The sequence below is a fragment of the Acetivibrio cellulolyticus CD2 genome, assembly GCF_000179595.2.
Classification (GTDB): domain Bacteria; phylum Bacillota; class Clostridia; order Acetivibrionales; family Acetivibrionaceae; genus Acetivibrio; species Acetivibrio cellulolyticus.
The window spans coordinates 66,411-88,795 of sequence record NZ_JH556658.1 but is presented as its reverse complement, the minus strand read 5'-3'; the positions used below and the strand labels follow the sequence as shown (position 1 = coordinate 88,795).

General features: G+C 35.8%; 23 protein-coding genes. 3 read left to right on the top strand and 20 right to left on the bottom strand.

What is annotated here, in order from left to right; genetic code table 11:
• Positions 1-293: 293 nt before the first annotated feature.
• Together ACECE_RS27800 and mgtE are read right to left on the bottom strand one after the other, a co-directional pair.
• The gene (locus tag ACECE_RS27800; protein WP_010249157.1) at positions 294-1,148 is read right to left on the bottom strand and encodes a TerC family protein; all 855 of its coding nucleotides are present in this window, start codon (positions 1,146-1,148) and stop codon (positions 294-296) included.
• Positions 1,149-1,508: 360 nt separating this feature from the next.
• Positions 1,509-2,849 (bottom strand): magnesium transporter, encoded by a 1,341-nt coding sequence (gene mgtE / locus ACECE_RS0216240; protein WP_010249154.1) that lies wholly within the window; start codon positions 2,847-2,849, stop codon positions 1,509-1,511.
• A gap of 264 nt (positions 2,850-3,113) precedes the next feature.
• Here mgtE and ACECE_RS0216235 point away from each other — a divergent pair, with 264 nt between their 5' ends.
• The 3 genes from ACECE_RS0216235 (at position 3,114) to ACECE_RS0216225 (ending at position 5,299) form a co-directional block, all read left to right on the top strand.
• The gene (locus ACECE_RS0216235) at positions 3,114-4,232 is read left to right on the top strand and encodes a sodium ion-translocating decarboxylase subunit beta (RefSeq protein WP_010249152.1); all 1,119 of its coding nucleotides are present in this window, start codon (positions 3,114-3,116) and stop codon (positions 4,230-4,232) included.
• Positions 4,233-4,247: 15 nt separating this feature from the next.
• Positions 4,248-4,499 (top strand): OadG family protein, encoded by a 252-nt coding sequence (locus tag ACECE_RS30685; RefSeq protein ID WP_010249150.1) that lies wholly within the window; start codon positions 4,248-4,250, stop codon positions 4,497-4,499.
• Between the two features lie 164 nt (positions 4,500-4,663).
• On the top strand, positions 4,664-5,299 hold the full coding sequence (locus ACECE_RS0216225; RefSeq protein ID WP_010249149.1) for a 3'-5' exonuclease: 636 nt from the start codon (positions 4,664-4,666) through the stop codon (positions 5,297-5,299).
• Positions 5,300-5,390: 91 nt separating this feature from the next.
• On the opposite strand, the gene ACECE_RS0216220 is transcribed toward ACECE_RS0216225, so the two are convergent.
• From ACECE_RS0216220 to flhA, 18 genes are all read right to left on the bottom strand, one after another.
• Positions 5,391-5,630: a YgiT-type zinc finger protein gene (locus ACECE_RS0216220; protein ID WP_010249148.1), complete on the bottom strand. Its 240-nt coding sequence runs from the start codon at positions 5,628-5,630 to the stop codon at positions 5,391-5,393.
• A 27-nt stretch (positions 5,631-5,657) separates the two neighbouring features.
• A complete protein-coding gene (locus ACECE_RS0216215; RefSeq protein ID WP_456049026.1) occupies positions 5,658-6,818 on the bottom strand; it encodes a CapA family protein in 1,161 nt (386 codons plus the stop codon).
• A gap of 209 nt (positions 6,819-7,027) precedes the next feature.
• Positions 7,028-7,867 (bottom strand): DUF4097 family beta strand repeat-containing protein, encoded by an 840-nt coding sequence (locus ACECE_RS0216210; RefSeq protein WP_010249146.1) that lies wholly within the window; start codon positions 7,865-7,867, stop codon positions 7,028-7,030.
• A 206-nt stretch (positions 7,868-8,073) separates the two neighbouring features.
• A complete protein-coding gene (locus ACECE_RS0216205; RefSeq protein ID WP_010249145.1) occupies positions 8,074-8,676 on the bottom strand; it encodes a hypothetical protein in 603 nt (200 codons plus the stop codon).
• A gap of 67 nt (positions 8,677-8,743) precedes the next feature.
• On the bottom strand, positions 8,744-9,349 hold the full coding sequence (locus ACECE_RS0216200; protein ID WP_010249144.1) for a DUF6115 domain-containing protein: 606 nt from the start codon (positions 9,347-9,349) through the stop codon (positions 8,744-8,746).
• Between the two features lie 78 nt (positions 9,350-9,427).
• Entirely contained in the window at positions 9,428-9,733 is a 306-nt protein-coding gene (locus ACECE_RS0216195) for a hypothetical protein (protein ID WP_010249143.1), read from the bottom strand.
• A gap of 31 nt (positions 9,734-9,764) precedes the next feature.
• On the bottom strand, positions 9,765-11,399 hold the full coding sequence (locus ACECE_RS0216190) for a DUF342 domain-containing protein (protein ID WP_010249142.1): 1,635 nt from the start codon (positions 11,397-11,399) through the stop codon (positions 9,765-9,767).
• A gap of 60 nt (positions 11,400-11,459) precedes the next feature.
• On the bottom strand, positions 11,460-12,230 hold the full coding sequence (locus ACECE_RS0216185) for a FliA/WhiG family RNA polymerase sigma factor (protein WP_010249141.1): 771 nt from the start codon (positions 12,228-12,230) through the stop codon (positions 11,460-11,462).
• An 84-nt stretch (positions 12,231-12,314) separates the two neighbouring features.
• A complete protein-coding gene (locus tag ACECE_RS0216180; RefSeq protein ID WP_010249140.1) occupies positions 12,315-12,719 on the bottom strand; it encodes a hypothetical protein in 405 nt (134 codons plus the stop codon).
• Between the two features lie 43 nt (positions 12,720-12,762).
• On the bottom strand, positions 12,763-13,248 hold the full coding sequence (locus ACECE_RS0216175; protein WP_010249139.1) for a chemotaxis protein CheD: 486 nt from the start codon (positions 13,246-13,248) through the stop codon (positions 12,763-12,765).
• Positions 13,248-13,868: a chemotaxis protein CheC gene (locus ACECE_RS0216170; RefSeq protein WP_010249138.1), complete on the bottom strand. Its 621-nt coding sequence runs from the start codon at positions 13,866-13,868 to the stop codon at positions 13,248-13,250. Before ACECE_RS0216170 ends, ACECE_RS0216175 begins: the two co-directional genes overlap by 1 nt.
• 5 nt (positions 13,869-13,873) lie before the next feature.
• On the bottom strand, positions 13,874-14,338 hold the full coding sequence (locus tag ACECE_RS0216165) for a chemotaxis protein CheW (protein ID WP_010249137.1): 465 nt from the start codon (positions 14,336-14,338) through the stop codon (positions 13,874-13,876).
• 15 nt (positions 14,339-14,353) lie between these two features.
• Positions 14,354-16,444, bottom strand: a complete 2,091-nt coding sequence (locus ACECE_RS0216160) for a chemotaxis protein CheA (RefSeq protein WP_010249136.1) — start codon at positions 16,442-16,444, stop codon at positions 14,354-14,356.
• On the bottom strand, positions 16,444-17,520 hold the full coding sequence (locus ACECE_RS0216155) for a protein-glutamate methylesterase/protein-glutamine glutaminase (RefSeq protein WP_010249135.1): 1,077 nt from the start codon (positions 17,518-17,520) through the stop codon (positions 16,444-16,446). Before ACECE_RS0216155 ends, ACECE_RS0216160 begins: the two co-directional genes overlap by 1 nt.
• A gap of 3 nt (positions 17,521-17,523) precedes the next feature.
• On the bottom strand, positions 17,524-18,195 hold the full coding sequence (locus tag ACECE_RS0216150) for a flagellar brake protein (protein ID WP_010249134.1): 672 nt from the start codon (positions 18,193-18,195) through the stop codon (positions 17,524-17,526).
• Positions 18,196-18,249: 54 nt separating this feature from the next.
• A complete protein-coding gene (locus ACECE_RS0216145; protein WP_010249133.1) occupies positions 18,250-19,161 on the bottom strand; it encodes a MinD/ParA family protein in 912 nt (303 codons plus the stop codon).
• Positions 19,162-20,346: a flagellar biosynthesis protein FlhF gene (flhF, locus tag ACECE_RS0216140; RefSeq protein ID WP_010249132.1), complete on the bottom strand. Its 1,185-nt coding sequence runs from the start codon at positions 20,344-20,346 to the stop codon at positions 19,162-19,164.
• Position 20,347: 1 nt separating this feature from the next.
• Positions 20,348-22,372 (bottom strand): flagellar biosynthesis protein FlhA, encoded by a 2,025-nt coding sequence (gene flhA, locus ACECE_RS0216135; RefSeq protein WP_010249130.1) that lies wholly within the window; start codon positions 22,370-22,372, stop codon positions 20,348-20,350.
• Positions 22,373-22,385 lie beyond the last annotated feature (13 nt).

Here is a 22,385-nt window from a genome sequence, read left to right as displayed (position 1 = left end):
CACACTTTTTTCCTAAAATTATATGATCATTATCATTTATTAATACTTTATTCATTAAATAAAATTTAATTCTTATTAGTTGCCTAAAATCTACAATTCAAACACTTATACACTTGAATTATAGTACATTTACGACTGTTCTGCTATAGTTAAGCACCAAATAAAATCTCTGGTCTTTTAGTACCACTCTATTTTTGGACATTTGCTCGCTAGAATTACTCAGATAAAAAGTAAAGTCCTTGAAATCAAGGACTTTACTTTTTATTACAACTTTAGCTATTATTTATTATGATTTATGCAATTTTCTTTTCTTTCCCCTGTTCTTGGTGCGATTTACTCGTAAATAATACTGATGCAATAACACTACCTATCATAACTGTAAATATTATACCAAGTGACCAGCCAATAGGTATGTGAATTTCAAAAAACTCAACTAAAAGTTTTACACCTGTAAACGCAAGAATCAAAGCAACACCGTATTTTACATATTCGAACTTTTCATGCAATTTACCAAGCACAAAATACATATTCCTTAACCCCAGTATAGCAAATATATTTGATGTGTAGACAATACGAGGATCAAGGGTAATGGAGAAGATTGCAGGTATTGAGTCTATTGCGAATATTATATCTGTAAACTCTATCAAAATAAGAATTGCAAATAGAGGTGTTGCATATAAAATTTTATTCTTTCTTACAAAGAATTTCTCTCCCTCTAATTTGTCAGTAATAGGAATAATCTTACCAAGCACTTTTATTATTTTGTTGTTTTCAAAATCGGGATTTTCCTCTTTATTAATCATCATTTTAATGCCGCTTATTATTAAAACAAATCCAAATATGTACAGTACCCAATGAAACATACTAACAATTTTTATTCCCAACAAAACAAATATCAGTCTTAGAATAACAGCTCCCGCTATTCCATAATTTAAAACTCGCCTTTGATGTTGAGGCTTTATACCAAAGCTAGAAAACACCAGAATAAACAAAAACAGGTTGTCAATGCTCAAGCTTTGCTCAATAACGTACCCACCGAGGAACTCAAGTGCTTTCTGAGGTCCCATATAAAAATACACACCTAAATTAAATATTCCAGCAAGTCCCATCCAAACCAGAACCCATATTAATGCTTTTTTAGTAGACATAATTCAATCCTTTCTATTTTTCGATTTCACCAACATTTCCAATGCAATCCCACTAATTTTTGGGACATCATCCCCATAAATAAAGTAAGTTCTTATCCCCATCCTTTCAAACCTTTGGTTTCTAGTTATGTATATAGACACAAAAAAAGGCTTATAACATAACTCATTAATTCGTTATATTAAAAGTCTCGTTACCTTTTAGGCTACAAAACTAAATACTATTTACCAATATAAAAAATTTGTAATTACAAGCTTTTAACAATTGTATTTTATTATACCGAGCTATAAATTGTCAAGAGAACAAACATAATAGTTAAGAGTAATAAAACCGAAAGCCGTTGGTTAAAAGCCCTAACACCATTAAAAATATTTAGAAAATATCGTAGCCAAACCCAGGAAAAATGTAAATCCCATAACATCAGTTACTGTTGTAACAAAAACTGATGATGCCAAAGCCGGGTCTACACCTATCTTTTTTAGTATCATTGGAACCAAATATCCCGCAAATGTTGCTGCTATCATGTTGAGAAGCATCGCAGTACCGAGAACCACACCAAAAACTACGCTTGCTTCAATGATAAAGCCCAAAAAAGCTGCCGCAAGTCCAATGGATACTCCTGTAACTACACCAACTCCAATCTCTTTAAACAGTACCCTCTTTGCATTTTCATAGGTAAGCTCACCCAAAGCGATTGAACGCACAATAATTGTAAGGGTTTGCGTTCCTGTATTACCTCCCATTCCTGCTACTATAGGCATAAATGATGCAAGGGCAACAATTTTTTGTATTGTACCTTCAAACAAGCTCACTGTCAGAGAAGCCAGAAGTGCCGTTAAAAGATTTACAAACAGCCATGGTAGCCTTCTCTTCACAGAATCCGCAATAGCGCCCTGTATCTTCTCCCCTTCACTTATACCTGCCAATCTATAAATATCTTCCGTATCTTCATCTCTTACAATCTTAATAATATCGTCAACAGTGATTATTCCAATCATCTTTTCCATTTCATCAACAACAGGAATTGTAAGAAATCCGTACTTTTCAAAGATATGACCTACTTCTTCCTGATCCATATCAACGGTTACTCTAATTACATTTTCATTAACTATTTGTGACACAATCACATCAAAATTACTGATTACAATATCCCTTAATGAAACTACCCCCTTAAGCTTTCCAATTTCATCAAGAACGTACACATAATATGCAGTTTCTGCTTCAGGCGCTTCATCCTGCAAATATTTTAATGTTTCGCCAATAGTCATGTTTTCTTTTATTGCAATGAACTCCGTTGCCATTATACCACCGGCAGTATGAGGGTCATAGCTTAATAGTTGTTTAATTATCCCGGCTTCATCATCGTCAATCCTGACAAGCAATTCATCAGCTTCCTCCGGCGTAACCGTTCCAAGCAAATCTACGAGCTCATCAGAAGACATCTCTCTTATTACCTTTGCCTTTATCGGATCTGGGAAAAGTTCAAGAAGTTCTGCCTTTTCATCATCGTGAGCCTGATCAATAATCGATGCCAGCATATCCTCGGGCAGCTTTTCAAATAGTAATGATCTATCCCCTTCATACTGCCTAATGGCGTCAAGCAAATCTTCAGGATGAACATCTTCCAAAACTTCGGAAATATTACCCCTGCTAGGACTAATTAAAATGTCAATCAGTTCTTTTCTTCTAATTTCGTTGTACACACCAACACCTCCCCGAATATTGGAAGATAAAAATATTCCTAAATCATTCTATGTAGATACCAACATATTTTGCAACAAATCAATATTCAATAAGATATAAAAAATCCTAATACTACCACCAACACGCCAAATAAAGCATTTGCATTTTTTATATAAAATAATACCATAATAATTTAATATAATGTACTAAAATACTTGAAATAAACTCATAAAAAAAATATACTGTAGTTGGAAAAACTTTATAAACTAAAGGAGGGCTCTCTTGTGCAAGAACTACTAAAAGGTATTACCAATTTTACTCCAATGAACCTGATTATGTTTGCTATCGCTGGAATCCTGATTTATCTTGCCATCTCTAAAGAGTACGAACCTACACTTCTTCTACCAATAGGCTTTGGGGCAATACTGGCAAATATACCATTTTCAGCCGCTATCGGAGATGAAGGTGTATTGACTTTCCTCTATAATAACGGTATTTTGAATGATCTATTTCCTGTACTTATCTTTGTTGCAGTAGGTGCAATGATTGATTTTGGACCTTTACTGCAAAATCCATTTATGTTGTTTTTCGGTGCTGCCGCACAATTTGGTATATTCGCTACAATGATGATAGCACTTCTACTTGGTTTTGATTTAGGCGAAGCAGCTTCAATAGGTATTATAGGTGCCGCTGATGGTCCAACCGCTATCTTTGTAGCAAAAAGATTTATAACGGAAAACCCGGCTCTAGTAGGTGCTATTACTGTTGCTGCTTATTCGTATATGTCCCTCGTTCCTATTATACAGCCCCCTGTTATAAAGCTATTAACCACAAAAAAAGAGAGACTTATACGAATGGATTACAAACAGGTTAATGTTCCAAAAGTAGTAAAAATCCTTTTCCCTATCGTAATAACAGTAATTGCTGGTATTGTTGCTCCGGCAAGTGTTTCTCTCGTAGGTCTATTAATGTTCGGAAACTTGATTAGAGAATGTGGTGTTTTGGAGAGACTATCACAAGCCGCACAAAACGAGTTAGCTAATCTTGTTACAATACTTCTTGGGGTTACAATCGGTTCAACAATGACTGCTGAAGCCTTCTTAAGGAAAGACACTCTATTCATACTTCTCTTAGGTCTTGTTGCATTTATATTTGATACCGCAGGTGGAGTTCTCTTTGCAAAATTCCTCAATTTGTTCTTAAAGAACAAGGTTAATCCAATGATTGGTGCTGCCGGAATTTCTGCATTTCCGATGTCTGCAAGGGTAATTCAGAAAATGGCTACAAAAGAGGATCCAACCAACTTTATAATTATGCAGTCTATTAGTGCAAATGTATCCGGCCAGCTTGGCTCTGTTGTGGCAGGAGGAATGCTTTTAGCTTTAGTACCCACATTCTTTTAATTGAGGTGAAGTAATATGAATTCAAATAATTCAAAGAAAACTGTACTTACTGTTGCAGGTATAATTGTTGGCATTGCTTTAGTAGCTTTGTTTATATGGTATATATCAACCATTAGCATAAATTTAAAAAATGTATATAATGGTCTAAAAATATCAGGTATAGGGCTTGCTGGTGTTTTTGTTGTTTTGATCATCTTCTATGCATCCACAAAACTCATGATGTATATTTCTAACAAATATTCCAAACCTGACAAAACAAACTCCTAAATAGAAAAATGGGAATACAGTAACCATTGTATTTTCACAAGTATAAATTTATTAATTCTCTCCCATTTTTTCGTATTATGTGGTATAGTTTGAGTATTACTTTTAATTGCATGAAATAATGAATAAATCCATAGAATATAACTATATAGAAAGAAGAGAGAATAATGAATTATATAATATACGACCTTGAACTTAACAGCAAACCGTTTAAAAGCAAGCTTCCTAATGAAATTATTGAAATTGGAGCTATCAAATTAGATAGTGATTTAAAAGAAATTGATACATTTCAGGCTTTCATAAAGCCACACTATTTTAAAAAATTATTTCCTGTAGTAAAAAGGAAAACCAAGATCACACAGGAAGATGTTAATAACGCTGAAAGTTTCAAGGAAATAATTTCAAGTTTCCGCAAGTGGATTGGAGACAATTCCATATTGATCAGTTGGGGACATGATGATGTTCACCATTTGCTGGTAAACTGTAAGAACAACAAGATCACGACCAGCTGGCTCAAAAAAAATATTGATCTTCAAAAGCAGGTATCATCAATATACGAAGTTCCAGCAGGCCAAAGATACAGCCTTGAAAATGCCATTAATGTACTTGAAATTGACGTCGGTGAAAGCTTTCATAGAGCACTTGCCGACGCCAGGTATACCGCTCAAATCTTTTCCAAAACTTTTGATAGGTTGGATTTAAGCGTATTTAACTCATTAGAGGTTAAAAAGAAGTCAATTCCAAAACCAAAAGCTATAGTAGCTGAAAAAACTAAAATTGAACTTAGCGTTATAGATGAATAATGCGTTTCGGGTGAAGGTCTTCACCTGAAACGCATTATTCATCTCAAAATTTTTGCTATTCTTATTATAATTTATTACCTGACAATTTCTTTTATTTAGCTTTTGCCATTTCATCAAAGTTAAATAGAATCTTTTTTTCATCAAGACGTTTTTCACGTATTTCAATTAATACATCCTGGGCTTCCTTTGAAATAAAAGTTTCCTTACAGTTCGCGCAATAAAAAACAGGAGCGTTTGTCAACGTAACAATCTTGCCATTGATCTTTTTCTTGATGTTAATCCTATCTACCTTTGTAGGATTACTACAAAATAAACACTTGATTATTTTCACCAATACAGACCTCCTTTTTATTACCCCCTATCGTACTCCGGAACTCAAATCAAAAATCAGCTTGTCCTCCTTAATTTCACACTTTGTATTTAATTCCTTGCATAAAGCTACTTCTCTATCTAAAATATTCTTTGCATTTCCACCTTTTTGGGGCACAACCTGCATCTTGTCAATAGTCCTTACTGGAATTCCTTCCAAGCCAACCAACTTTTTATCCTTAAACTCCATGTTTATAATAAATGATTCCTGGTTTTCAGGATCATTCTGGTCAAAAATGAAATTGCCCAGGCTATAAAATATCGGTTTGCCCTTATACATTTCAATCCCTTGAAATTGGTGCGGATGGTGACCTAATATAACATCCACTCCGCTATCCATAAGATTATGTGCAAATTCCTTTTGGCTATCCCATACCCCAAAGTTTTCTTCATTTCCCCAGTGTAGAGATACCATTACTATGTCAACTTCTTTTCGTAATTTTTCAACATCACTTTTTATTGAATCATCAAACTTTATTGGTCTTTTCGCAACACCAGCTTTTTTTTCACCTGCAATAAACATAAGCGGCGGATTCCCCTTATAAGTTACTTCAGCCATGTCGGTATATGAAAGAAGTCCTATCTTGATGCCGTTCTTCTCAATAATTGCAGGCTTCCTTGCCTCATCAATATTTTTACCTGCTCCGCTGTAAGCCATTCCATGTTCCTTTAAAATTGCCTGAGTATCATACAAACCTTCTTCGTAATAATCCAATATGTGATTATTTGCAAGACTAAACAAATTAAAGCCTGCATACTCAAGTCCTTTAATTGCTTCGACCTGGTTTTTTAATACGAATTTTCCCCCCTGCTTGATTCCGACAAGTGAACGTGTCCTTGACGTTATAGGCTCTTCAAGGTTGGCAAATACGACACTCCCTTTTTTTAGAATATCGGCTACTTCAAGAAAAGGATAACTATAATCTTTATTAGACTTCTTAAGCTTTGTCTCTACACCCCTGCCAAGCAAAATATCACCCACTGCTACAATTTTTAAGGGTTCCGTTGAAGTCTGACTTGTAGGTTGAACTGTTGGTTTAATTTTAATGCTTTCATTGGACTGTGCTGAATAAGCAGATGTGCTGACTGAAGCACCAGGTATATCATCTTCGTTATCTACAACAACAGTTTGTAAACTCCTGTTGTTCAAAACATATAGTAATCCAATAGACCCCAACATAATAAAAAAGATAATAAAAAAAACTAATGTTCTTTTCCTCATGAGTAAATTTCCTCTTTTTATAAGATGTTTGAAAACAATAAAAGTGGCATTGAAAAATGCCAACATATTAAAAATTCCATTACCATGGTTTATATTTCTTATATTCTATTTTAGCATAAAAAAAAGGAAAAGCATAGTTAATATTTTCTTATCGCAATTCTGCCCATTTCGCTATTAACGCGAACTTTTACCGGCTTGTCATTTAGCTTTACTTCACTGCTCCTGGTACGGCCAAAATTCTCAGCATCATCAAATTCGTTTATTTCCAACTCTCCCACTGTTTCAAAACCCAATTTTGTATTGGAAGGAGCATATATATCTATATGTCCCTTGCTTGTATTAAAAATGTATTCTCCATTTTCATCAAATTCTGATTTTATACTTATATTTCCATTATACTTTTCAATTTTGGAGCATCCACTTATTTTACCACTTAAAACCTTCACATTTCCCATATTACCAGTAACATTCAAAACACCATCAAACCTATTTATTTCTAAGTTGGTATTATTAAGCTCCGCCTTTAAAACTCCCTGTATATCATCAAAAAACTTGATGTTTCCGGCATCAACTTTATAGTTCATAGTCTCTATTACTTTAGGCACATATATCTTTAAATCTACACTCCTGTCGAGAGCATTTTTATTTCCTCCATTACAGCGGCTTTTTAAGAATACAGAATTATTCTCATTTTTAATTTCCACCTCAAAATCTTCAAGTCTTTTTGAAAGTACTTCCTTTTTATACGCGCCCCGAACTCTCTTGGTTATTTCGAACTTTATATCACTGTTATTCCATGTGTACAACTCTATATCGCTTGAATCGCAGTTTATATCCAGATTATATGTCTGCTTAAGCTCTATTATTTGCTCTGAATATGAACTCACTTCAATTTTAGGATTAATCTCAGCTTGAGCAATACTACAGCCGCAAAGTATAAATGCCATTAAAATCACTATTATCAACTTTTGTCTCATCTTTCCTCTCCTCTTGTAATAGAAAATTTGTTTACAGTATAGCATTGGTTCTGCTCAAACATCAAATATTTCCCATTTATTCTTCTGCTAGTTTATACCTATAAAATTAAGGACAGTGTCAAATGGGGTTTTCCCCCATCTTGACACTGCCCCATATTTACAAATTTCTAATAAAGACCCATTAACCAAACACTTTACGATACTCTCTAGCCCTGAGTCATAGTAACTACCCTTGCAATAGAAGCATTAGTGCTTCCCTTTTTTATTTTAAAATCACCGACTTGAATATCACCTTCAAGATTCATTGCTATAAGATCATTGACAAAACCATCGGCATCATTAATGAGACCTAACTCAAGAAGCCTTTGGGCAACAATTTCAGATGTATAACCAGGCAGGATGCTAACAACAACATCCTCGTTAATATGATTGTTGGCAGTTTCTGTTTCTGAATTTTTTACTGTCTCTGTACCGGATGAACTATTCCCTTCGGACTTTACTTGCCCAACAGTTCCCTTGGGGGCATTGGTTTCTTTTGTCTCAGGTGCTGCTTTCTGTTCATCCTTTGAAGCATCATTTCCAACTGTGTTGCTTTTATCCTTCTCTTCTTTATTTTCCTTGCTTTGATCTGCTGCATCAACTATGAGTTCTTCGCTAAAAACCATACCATACTGCTTTGCTCTTTCAATTATTTCTTCCTTACTCATTTGCTGCTTATTTCCGGCCGAATAAATTATACTTATAAAAGCAGTTAAAACAATCCCTATACCAATTCCAAGCAAAATACTTTTTACATGAAAATTCTGCATAATACTCCCTCCTAACCACAAAAAAGCGCCTATGCGCTTTTAGAAAAAAATACTGTGTAGCTTTTTGCTATCGATTAACGCCAAGAATAAGTTGAATCTCACCTTTACCCATATTTAACTTTCGCGCTATTTCTGTTTCGTTCAAACCTTTTTGCGCAAGCGAAATAACTTCATTATGTTTGCTGTTTATAGGTATTACCTTATCCTTTACTTTTGTATGTGAAGTACTCTTTAAACTTTTTCCGACAGGTACATTAGTCTCTTCAAAATTTACCGGCACCTGATCACTCTTTTTACTTAAGCTATTGTCTACAACTCTATGCTTTACACCAACAGAATAACTATTTCCAGCCACCTCATTCTGTAATTTTAAGCTTTCATAGAAACAGCTAGTCTCTATCCTCATAGTTTCTATCAAACCGTCTGCTTCCTTAAAATTTGCAGTCATCTCGCTGTTCTTTTCTCCAATCTGGGTTACTACATAATCTGAAAACTTATTTAGCTCTTCAACCATCATCTCTGCATCCCTTATTATTCTGATCAGCTCTGCCTTTTTCTCGTCAATCCGAAGTTCAGTATCAAACGATTTCTTTCTGTCAAAGGCAATCCAAATAAGAGATACAACTATAAGAATTATACCTATGAACATTATACTTGTATAAAAGCCTGTCATAAGAACACTCCTTAAATTTATCCTTCGTAGGTTAATAAGATAACTTATAAATCAAAAAATATACCTTCCAATTGTTTCTTAAAGCTTGATATCAATTATACTGGTTTGCTCTTCTTCCAATGAACTGTCGTTATTATAATTTCTCTTTTTATTTCCTTTTTCCTTCTTTTCTTTTGAATTTTTATCTTTCTTTTCATTGATTTTTGATTTCTGAGTATTATCACGTGAATGTACCAGGTTGATACTATCTTCTGCTTTGTGCTGATTCAAATTAGTTTGCTGCTGTTGAATAGCATCATTTTTATGCTGATCTTCACTATGAATTTTAGACACTTCATTAGTCTTTGGGATTTGTACTTGAAAGTCAATAGGTTTAATGGACATGTTATATCATCCTTTCACCATAAAACCAAAGCTATGCCTTATCAATTGGTCCAACTTTTACATCCGCCCCATCCCTGTATATAGTGCAATATTGCAGATTTTCCTTTACATACATCATACAGGTGCCGATTGAAATTCTAGTTCCGGGATATATGAAGTTATGCGCCCTTACTTTTCCGTGCGCTTCTTCCTGAAGTCTTTGCTCTATAATGGCAATTTCCTGTTTTAGTTCATTGATTTTATTTGAAAAGTAAACCTTAGTCCTTACACTCTTTGCCATAATTTCCTGCTTTTCAGGAGTCAAATTACCTGTAGCCTCAATCTTCTTTAAAATGGTAATTGCCTGATCAGCCTTCTTTACATCCTCTTCTATTGATACTATTTCATCTCTTATTTGTTTATACCGCTCTTTTAATGACGGGTCAACACCAACTTCAATTTCTGTAACCGTAGCCATATATGACCCAATAACTTTTGCAATTATCTCCTTGCCAACCTTGCAAACACCTCCGATAAGAAGTCCTTTCTTACCGGATAACTCAAGCTTGTTTCCGCATTTTATATTGCTGTGCATTATAGCTTCAGACTTAATTTCTCCTTTAGCTTCAATAGTGCTGTTTTCTATATATTTTGCAATTATGTCTCCACCACTTATGAGAACGCCTTTTCCAATTCCCTGCATTCCTCTTCTTAAAATTATGTCTCCACCTGCTATAATTGTTGCACCCTCAACCACACCCCATACTTCAACTGTACCACCAGCTTCAATCGTGAAACCTGAAAGTACATTACCCCTTACAATAACATTGCCGATAAAATTTACGTTGCCGGTTGAGTTGTCAACATCAGCAGGTATTTCATAATTTGAAAAAACATTTACTTTTCCATCAATATAATTTACCTGACCATCAATTAATGCAATCAGGCTCTGTTCATCCTCAGTTATTTCAACATTTCTTCCTCTTGGAAGCTTCGCAGGCTTGCCGTCTAAAGCAGGTATATCAGTACCTACTACCGTTTTTCCAGCCACTCCCGCAAGAGGAGGAATAAGTGAACATAATACTTTTCCGTGCTCTACGCTTTCAATAATGTTCAAATCCCTGAAATCAACTCTTCCGTCTTCCAATATAGTTGGCTTTCTATCCTTATTTGTGTCAAAATAAAAATGGACTTTTCCACTCTGGCCGTTTATTGGCATTGTACCTTCAGCCATAACGATAGTTTCATCGTAAACGGGGTATTTTATTACGTTTTCCAGGTTTGTCTTGTTTATACCATAACATACGCCATTTTTATTCAAGGCTTCTATAACATCTTGAATATTAACCGCTCTACCTCCGTCAGGAGGACTTATTACAATTGCCGCCTTCATCTTATCCGCGGAAACTGTTACACTTACCTGGGCATCAATTTTTACTTCTTCTTGGGGTTCAGCTATACATAGCGGCATTCTATCAGCTTTTTGGCAGGCGAGATCAATAATTTCTTTTTTAAAATTCTTTACCTTTTTTCGAGTCAGTCTATCAACTATATCTCTGGATTCGACTCTTTTCCCTCTTCCTATAGAAGGGTGAACAATAAGATATATACCATTTTCTCTATATTCCAACTCATAAAACCCTTCATTAAGCTTATTGGAAGACGAACCGCCAGTATTATCCATCATACAGACTTCCCCCCTTTTCTTCAGTTTTAAGTTATATTTATAAAAATAAAGTAAAATTACCTACTCAGCTAGAATAGTTCTGTGACGTGCTAATTTTCCTCGAAGTCTTAGAATCGCCTTGGTGTGCAATTGAGATATTCTTGATTCAGACACTTTCATTATCTCACTAATCTCCTTTAAAGTCAAATCTTCAAAGTAATAAAAAGAAACAACTGTCTTCTCTTTTTCTGGAAGCTTACCAATAGCATCCACTAATATTTCCCTAAGCTCTGTAATTTCCATATACCCTTCGGGTCTATCTTCCTTACAACCTCCGGCTATATTAACACCAGCCTCATAATTCTGCTCCAAAAATTCTTCGAGTGATATTAATGAGGACAGATTTACTTCATTCAATAGTTTATAAAATTCATCCACTGAAACTCCAAGTTTTTGAGCTACTTCCTGGTCTGTTGCTGAATGTCCCAACTCATTTTCCACTTCAGTATAAACCCGTTCAAGTTCCTTGTTCTTTTGTCTTAACGATCTTGGTACCCAATCAAGTTCTCTAATGCTATCAATTATTGCTCCTCTTATTCTTAATGAGGCATAGGTCTCAAACTTAACACCCTTGTTAATATCAAACTTGTTAATCGCATCAATCAGTCCAAAAACACCATAACCGATAAGGTCATCATACTCAACATTTGATCCAAAATATATGCTTAGCCTTCCAGCCACATATTTAATAATGTGCGAGTATTCAATTATTAACTTTTCTTTAATAGCAGGATCCTTTGTATCACTGTATTGACGCCACATTTCTTGTTGTTTGATAGTAGATGTCGACATTTAAAATCCCCCATTGCCAGTATATTTTTATATTTATCAATCCATATACTACATTGTCCTAACAGCTAAATAAGTAATATCATCTTACCGACCGCTATCCTTAACATCCTTGTTTATTGTAACGCTGTTGACACTTAATGGTGTAAACTCTTCATCATAAAGTTTTTCATCTTTACCCATATTTAAATCAAGTTCGAAATTATTGTCATCAACCCTGTAATCAACTGTATGATTTTGTCCATCACCTATCTGGGCATTTTCCAACTCTTCCTTCTGTCTTAATTCTTCTTCCTTTCTTTTTCTTATTTCTTCATCAATTTTACAAATAATGCTTCTTATATATAAACCCAAAACAAAAAAGGCAATCAAACCTACAGACATTCTTATGTAGATTATTTTTGATTCAACACCTGTTTTATTACTTACCACTCCAATTATAACTGCCATTGAAGCTCCCAAAATAAATGGTAACTTATGGATATAATCCATTTCAAATCCCTCTCTAGGGGTATTTTGTAAAATTAGTAATAACTTATATTTCCTTTACACCATATCCTATAGTTTTTATAAGCAAAATACCATTAGATGAATTAAGTTCAATTGTTCTTCCATAATTTCCACCTGTATCTTCAGATATAAGAGGAATTCTTAGCAATTCAAGCCTTTCCTTGGCAGCTAAAACATTTCTTAACCCAATCCTCATTAAATCAGATGACTGTGAAAAATTAAACATCTGCGCTCCACCTGCAAGCTTCGCAACGATTTTGCTCCTATTGGCACCTAGTTTTATCATTTGGCCAATAAGGGCTTCAAGTGAAGAGTCTACAAACTTAGCAATATTTGTCATATTTTTGGCTTGTGTACTGTCTGGAAGCATGGCATGAGCCAAGCCAATTGTACATGTACTTCTATCATATAAGGCTATGCCAACACATGAACCCAAGCCTAATGTTGTTAATACAGCTGGATGGCATGCAGCCTGCAAGTCGGCCATACCAACTTTTATAGTGTTCTCCATCAGCTCATAACCCCTAATGCCCTTAATAGCACTTCATATGAATCAATATCCGGAACCAGAAAGAAATCCCCCAGTACCTTGGTAGTTCCTTCACTAAACTCTGTTTCAATATATAAAACAGTATCTCCAAGCTTTCCAAACTCTATTGCCGGAACACTTATAATTGCACCAGCCATATCAATTGCAATTTCCGGTACAGTTGGCAGTATATTAAGTCCCGTAAGAGTTGACAAAGCTGACATATAAGACCCGGAAAGTATATTTCCTAATTCCTTTAATGCAGACACTTCAATTTCATCAAAATCCGACCTATTCTCAGTAGGTTTCCCCATTAGAATATTTATAAGGATGTGAGCTGCATTGTTTTCCAAAATAAACATTATGCTTCCCGAAAGATCACCGGTCATTTTAAGCAGCAAACCAACTACCGGTAATTCCGCACCACCGAGCATTTCGTTTACTTCCTTAAATTCCATTACCTTTACTTTCGGTACTTCCATGTCAACCTTCTTATTGATCATTTTAGCAAGAGCAGTTGCCGCATTACCTGCACCAATATTTCCAATCTCTCTCAAAACATCAATTTCATAATTATTGAAGTTATCAAAATTCACTGTCATAGCGGTTACTCTCCCTGATCGTTATTTTCCGATATATCAATGATTTTTTCAAGGTTTAAGAGCGTTACTATTCTTCCGTCAACCTTACCTACTCCTAGGATATAATCCATTGAAAGGTCATTTGTAAAGTTTGCTACGTTCTCAATAGACTCTTCTGTCAAATTAAGGACCTCATCTACTTCATCTACGATTATCCCTAAAGAAATTTCATTTATTTTAATAATGATAATTCTTGTCTCTTCCGTCTCCTCGCTTACTTCCATTCCAAACTTGGTTCTAATATCCATTACCGGTACGATTTCTCCCCTTAAGTTTATCACACCTTTTACATAATCAGGAGTTTTAGGTACTCTTGCATATGGCATTATCTTTTCAATAGTCGTTACCTTTTGAATATCCACTCCATAGTTTTCCTTGCCCAACATAAATACGACATATTGCTTTCCTTCAACATTGATAACGTCTTCCATTTTTTCAACTCCCTCCTATATAGCCAGTGAATTTACATCCAATATCATAGCAACGTTTCCATCTCCAAGTATCGTAGCACCCGCTATACACTTGATTCCGTAAAGAAGTTTTCCTAAAGACTTTATAACAATTTCCTGTTGTCCAATCAATGAATCTACCACAAAACCAGATAATCTTTCACCCTTTTTAACGATAACAACAGTTAACTGTTTTGCACTCTTAGTATCATTCTTAGGTACTTCCAATATCTTATCAAGCCTTACAAGCGGTATAACAGTATTTCTGATCATAATTACTTCCTGTTTCTGTACCATCATTATCTGATCAGGAGATACCTTTAATATTTCTTTAGTGCTGTTAAGCGGTATAGCGTACTTCTCCTCACCTATTGTTACGAGTAAAGCTTGGATAATAGCCAATGTAAGCGGCAGCCTTATTATAAATTTACTACCCTTGCCCGATTCCGTTTCAACCTCTACAACCCCACCAAGCTGCTCTATTTTGGTTTTTACCACATCCAAGCCTACGCCACGTCCCGATAAATCCGTTATCTGATCCTGCGTACTGAAAGATGGCTTAAACAAGAAGTCTATTATATCCTTCTGTGATAACGTGTTTGCAATATCCTTTTTAACAAGGCCTTTTTCAATTGCCTTCTTTTTAACTTTTTCAAGATTTATTCCCTGTCCATCATCTTCAACTTCAATTACAACATTGTTACCATCCTGGTAAGCTCTTAAGTTGATTTGCCCGCTTGCTGGTTTGCCAATTTCTTTTCTTTTTTCTATAGACTCAATTCCGTGGTCAGCTGAGTTACGAAGAAGGTGAATTAACGGATCTCCTATTTCATCAATAACAGTTCTGTCAAGTTCTGTCTCCTCACCGGACATGTTGAGGACAATCTCCTTTTTCAGTTCCCTTGCAACGTCTCTTATCATTCTTGGGAACCTGTTAAATACCATTTCAACAGGCACCATTCTTACCTTCATAACAGCATCATGGAGGTTGGTTGTGATACGTTCAAGGTACTCTACAGCTTCACTGTAAGATTGTGATCTTTCTCCGCCTTCTAATCCTTCAAGTCTGGTCTTTATTATAATAAGCTCACTGACAAGATTCATTAAAACATCAAGCCTGTCAATATCAACCCTAACCGTCTTACCTGTTTTGGTCTTATGCGCTGAAGCACCCTGAGCATTTGTATCCTGTTTTGTCTCCGCTGAACAATCAGCTTCAGAATTTGTATTAGATTCACATGAATCAGTTTGATTTGAAACTGAACATTCTTCTTGCATTGGAGATGGCTGAAAATCAGTTGAACCTAAAGTATTAATAATAACTTCATCAATCTCTGCAATACTATTAATATCTTTTACAAAAACATCTGGCTCTTCTTTTGTTACGCATACAACAGTAAACTCAAAATCAAATTTTTCATCCTCTATGTCTTCAACTCTTGGTTCTGATTTTATTATTTCCGAATGTCTTTCAAGCGTCTGGAATATTATGAATGAACGTGCTGACTTTAGAACACAGCCTTTGTTTAGAACTACAGTGATCTTTAATACATTCATACCCATCTCTTTTGCTTTGTAAGCAACATTTTGCTCATATTGGTTAAGTTTGAACTGTGCTGTGGCATGAGTATTAATTTCAGCCTCTTGTTCAGTATTCTCAGTTTTGTGTACAGTTGCAGCTTTCTGTGCAGTCGGCTCTACCGCCTTTTTATTCACAGCATTGCCAAGCTCTGAGATTATATCGTTATATTCATTATTACCCTCACCCCCAGTATTCACTATATTCTCCGTATAGTTTTCGAGGGCATCCAGACACTTAAACAATATATCTACCAAATTAGGAGTTACTTTAATCTCATTACTTCTTAGCGCATGTAAAACATTTTCCATATCGTGAGTCAGTTTTGCCATTTTGTTAAAGCCCATAGTGCCAGCCATACCTTTTAATGTATGAGCTACCCTGAATATTTCATTCAAAGTAGATATATCCTGCGGGTTTTGTTCAAGCTGAAGCAATGATTGGTTTAACCCTTGTAAATGCTCTTTTGTTTCATCAATAAAAATTTCCAGGTATTGACTCATATCCATTATTTATGCACCCCCACAATTTTCATAATCTCACCGGTAATTTCATTAAGTGGTGTTACGACATCTACAACTCCTGTAAGGATTGCTACCCTCGGCATTCCAAAAACAACACATGTATTTTCATCCTGAGCAATTATTTTCGCCTTGTTAATATTCTTTAACATTTTAACTCCTTCACTTCCATCCCCGCCCATCCCTGTCATTATTACCGCTATAATATTCTTAAACCCTGTATTTGAAACCGACTCCATCATTACATCCACAGAAGGTCTATGCCCTCCTACGGGCGGATCTTTAGTCAGCTTAATTTTTAAATTATTGTCATCATATTTCTCTACTATCATATGGTAATCTCCTGGGGCTAAATATACATAACCTGTTTTTATTTTTTCATCATTTTCGGCTTCCTTTACGTTTACCTTACTAATACCATCCAATCTATCAGCCAAAGATTTTGTAAATCCAGCTGGCATATGTTGAACAACCAGAAATGCTGCGTTTACATTTTCAGGGATCAATGGAATAACATCTTGAAGCGCTTTTGGCCCTCCTGTAGATGTTCCAATTAGTACTAGATTAGAGATTGCATCATTAGCATTATTTTCAACCTGCATTTTTTTGCTTTTAGGATGCTTATTAATATTTAAATCGCGTAACGAATATCTCGCTATTTTTACCTTTTCTATTATCTCTTTTCTTTTTTCTTCCCCATTCATATTAAATATATTTGATGGTTTTGTTATAAAATCAATAGCACCATCAGCAAGCGCCTGAATAGTGGCTTCTGCCCCATCTTTTGTAACACTGCTAAGCATAATAACAGGTATTTTTCCAAGCCTGTTAAGCTCCCTTAAGCATTCAAGCCCATCCATTTCAGGCATTTTTACATCCAGGGTAATTACGTCCGGTCTTAGTTCTACAGCCTTTTCAAGTGCATCAATACCACTCTTTGCGGTATCAACCACCTCAATCTCCTCATCACTGCCGAGAATATCCGATATAACTTTTCTCATAAAGGCCGAATCATCAACTACCAATACTTTAATTTTCTCTTTATAATGTTTCTCCATAGCCATAAATCAACCCTTTTTTAAAAGTCTTCTCTGCTCTTGGAATATATAGCCAACAACTTTTTCTCTTACAATTGCGTCAATCTTCTCAAAAACAACTCCTATTTCGTATCTGTATATTCCCTGTATAGTGTCGTATTTTGTAAGCCTTACAACTCTTCCAAAGAAATTAATTTTACTTGTAATAAACAATTCGCACTCTATCAATTTATCCTGCTCGACTGGTTCTTTGAGGCGCATACACAAGCCACCGCCGCTTATATCCCTGGTTACTGTCTTTATAAATTGAATGTCTTCCTTAAATTCCTGTTTCGGTAATTGAACCTCTCTATAGTTAACAGGCACACAACAGTCAAACCTGAAAAACTCTCGTCTTTGAACCTTCTCAATCTGACCAATTGCCTGAATCTTCAAAAGTGCCAAATTGTGCTTACTTTCCCTATCAATAACTATCGCTTCAAACTCAAAGAGATTGTTCTCTTTTATAAATGAAATTATCACTCTTGTACCAATCTGTACAGGATACAACCTTCCTTCATGTATAGGGGCAGCGATAAAAACAGTATCGTTACCTACAGCCCACTCAAACTCACTGACAAAGGGCTTGTCAATCCTTCTTCCATCGTACCCTAAAAGCTGTAATTCCAGTTTTAATCCTAAGTTCAAATCACTATATTTCATTTTGATCCCCCATGCAGATTAAGGTATCACCCGATTAAAACCTTTCTATTGCCGTTAAGTGTTCAATAGATTAACCAGCCTGCTGACAAAACTTTTTATACCCGTGTTCTCCATACCAGACTTATCATTCTTAACATCTAAAATCTTGGAGCTGATATCTTTTATATGTCTTGATGCCTGACATTTTGGAAAACTTAGTGCAAAAGGTTGCTGCATTTTTACTGCCTTTATAACCATTTCATCCTGGAGTATGTATCCTAGCGGTTCTAACTTCAATTCTAAAAACTTATCAGTTACTATAGATAATTTATTGAGTATATCATTGGCTTCATTTGCACTTTCCGCCCTGTTTACTATAACCTTTATTTTCTTGTCCTTATCCCTATTGGATACCATCTTTATAAGCGCATAGGCATCGGTAATGGAAGTAGGCTCAGGTGTTGTCACAAGGAGAACCTCATCCGCTGCCATTACAAAGCTCATAACATTATCCGACAGGCCTGCACCAGTATCAATGAGTATTACATCGGACAGTTTGTCTAGCAGTGAAATGTTACCTAAGAACTTTTCGAGCTGGACCTTATCAAGTTTCACGAGTTCCTCAACACCGGAACCTCCCGAAACAAATCTTATATTTTTAGGTCCCTCTGACAATACTTCAAAAATGTTCTTATTATCATATATAACATCCACAAGTGTGTATTTAGGTATTATACCAAGCAATACATCAATATTTGCCAGACCAAAGTCAGCATCCAAAATTGTAACACGTTTTCCCATCTCACTAAGCGCTATGGCTAGGTTGACTGTTATATTGGTCTTCCCAACACCACCCTTACCGCTTGTCACAGTTATTACCTTAGCTGTTTTCTTTCGCATGTTGTTAAGGAGATTCGCCTGACTCACAGCCTGTCTCAGTTTTAAGTTGTCTATTATTTGCCTTAGTCTTTCTGCCTGGTCCATCATCTACGAAATACTCCCTAATAGATTTTTTGTGATTTTATCGATATTAGCAACTTCAATATCATCAGGCACACTCTGTCCGATAGTAACATAAGACAAATTTCTATTGGTCAACCGCCTTGCATTCAAGATAATTCCAAGGGCTGGTGTCTCATCTAATTTGGTAAATATCAACTTATAGTCTTTAAGGAAATCATAACTTGCCAGTATATCTCTGCAATTTCTCACCCCTGTAGTAGTGCTGAGCACGAGGAACACTTCATCTGCGTGTGAAGCATCAACCAGCATTTTAAGTTCATCAAACTGAGATTTATTTCTATAACTTCTTCCTGCAGTATCAATAAGTATAATATCCTTATCCTGATACTTATCTTTTGCATCATTAATTTCATTTATGGAGTAAATTACTTCCACTGGCATTCCCAGTATCTCAGCATATGTTTTAAGTTGTTCTACTGCTGCTATCCTATAGGTATCGGCTGTTATTAGACCGACTTTCTTTTTTTGATTAAGAGAATAATTTGCTGCAATTTTAGCTAAAGTAGTTGTCTTTCCCACTCCCGTTGGTCCTACAAATATTACCACGGTAGGTTTGCCATCCTCCCTCAGCTTAAGTGTCTCCGGTTTGCCAAGTATACCGGAAATCAGGTTATATAGTACCGCTCCAGCATCATTGATATTTGCGTTATCCTTAACCCTGCTCTGTATAATATCAATTAACTGCTTTGCGATATCACCTTCAACTTCATTTTTTAACAAATTATTATAGAAAAGTTCTGCAATCTTCGGCTTTACTTTGTCTTCAGGCTGATCTACTTTAACTGCCATCTTTTCATTTCCATGACTGACTTGTTCGTAGATCTTTTGAAGTACAGATTCCATATTGTTTACTTTATTCTCCAACAGAGCTATCTTTTCCTCTTTTTCTTTCAAATTACTTTGTTCTTCTACATTTTTTTCTTGAACCGGAAATCTGACTTCACTTTTTGGGGGCTCCTTCTTGTTTTTCGTTCCATAGAACTCATCTACTGCTGCAAGCACTTCAACCATCGGCTTGGCAAATACTTTTAAAATTCCCTTTTGCCTGACTTTTCTGGTGTTTAAAATGACCGCATCGTTTCCAAGGTCCATTTTAACTTTTAATATTGCTTCCTGAGTATCTTTTCCCATGTAACGTCTAATCTTCATCTTATATACTCACCATCCCAACTGATTGAACCTCTAAATGCGGATCAAGCTCATTATATGATAATACGACCAAACCGGGTATTGCTTGCTCTGTAAGCCTTCTAAAGTATAATCTGACTATCGGTGATGCAAGTACTATTGGCTGCTGTCCAAGCTTCATAAGTCTTTGAACCTGATTTGACAAATTACTTATAATCGAGTTTGTTGTATTTGGCTCGAGTGTTAAATATGATCCGTGTTCAGTTCTCTGTACCGCATCAAGTATTATCTGTTCGAGCTTTGGATCCAGGGTAATTACATTTGATTTTTTGTCTCTTATAAACTTCTTGGATATCGCCCGGCCCAATGCCTGTCTTACGTACTCAGTCAGCATATCGGTATCATGGGTCACAGGAGCATAATCCGCCAGCGTTTCAAGTATTGTAACGATATCCCTTATGGAAACTCCTTCTTTTAGGAGGTTTGCAACAACTTTTTGAATTTCTCCTATAGTCATCACTTTAGGTACCAGTTCATCAACTATTGCTGGATAATTCTCCTTAACTTTTTCGATAATCGTTTGAACTTCCTGCCTGCCGGTCAATTCATGCGCATGAGCTTTTACAATTTCAGTAAGATGTGTAGCAATTATGGATGGAGGATCAACCACCGTATATCCGAGCATCTCAGCCTTATCCCTCTGAGCTTCATTAATCCATACTGCTGGTAAGCCGAAAGCCGGTTCAGTTGTCTTAATACCCTCTATCTCTTCCTCAACAAATCCCGGACTCATCGCTATAAAGTGGTCAAGCATTATTTCTCCACTTGCTACCTCAACTCCTTTAATTTTGATAACATATTCGTTAGGGCTTAGCTGAATATTATCTCTTAGCCTTATAATCGGAACAATCATACCAAGTTCAAGTGCCAGCTGTCTTCTTATCATTACCACTCTATCCAATAAATCCCCACCCTGATTTACATCAGCCAAGGGAATAATTCCATATCCAAATTCAAGTTCTATCGGGTCAACCTGAAGTAAATTAACAACATTCTCAGGTTTCCTGATCTCTTCTACCTCTTTTTCTTCAATCTGAGTTTCTTCCTGCTTCTGGTCTTTCTGTTCCTTTTTCGTTAATTTTATTCCCAGAATCATAAACACAGCTGCCAGTGACATAAAAGGTATGGTTGCAAGCGGAAAAGCCAACAGTGCACAGAAACCAGCCGCTATGAAAAACACCTTTGGGTTGTACAATATCTGCTTTTTAAGGTCATCACTCAGGCCATTGTCTGATGTAGACCTCGTAACAATAAGACCTGTTGCAAAAGAAATAAGCAGCGATGGAATCTGGCTTACAAGACCGTCTCCAATCGTCAGTATTGAATAATTCTGCAGGGCAAAGGTTATATCCTCGCCTCTCATTATCATTCCTATTATAAGTCCGCCCACTACGTTTAATATCGTTATAACTATACCTGCAATGGCATCTCCCTTTACATACTTGGTAGCACCATCCATTGCCCCGTAAAAATCCGCTTCTCTCTGAACCTTTTTTCTTCTTTCTCTCGCCTCAGCTTCATTAATCAGCCCGGCATTAAGGTCTGCATCTATTGCCATCTGCTTACCAGGCATTGCATCCAGCGTAAATCTTGCAGCAACCTCTGATACTCTCTCTGTTCCCTTTGTAATAACCAAAAACTGTACTATTGTTATAATCAAAAAAACTATAAATCCAACTACCAGATTATCCTGCGCTACAAACTTTCCAAAACCTTCTATTACTTTACCTGCCTCACCGCTTGCCAATACGAGAGTTGTAGATTTTATATTCAGCGAAAGCCGATAAATCGTTGTAAATAGCAGCAGTGAAGGAAATATTGACATCTGCAAAGCTTCTTTAGAGTATATTACATTCAGCAGAATAACCAGTGCTATTGCAATATTGAAAGCAATAAGAACATCAAGCACTCCTGCGGGGATAGGAATTATCATTATTAATACTATTGATACTATTAAAATTGCAACAGCCATATCCCCAAACTTCATGCTAAACCATTCC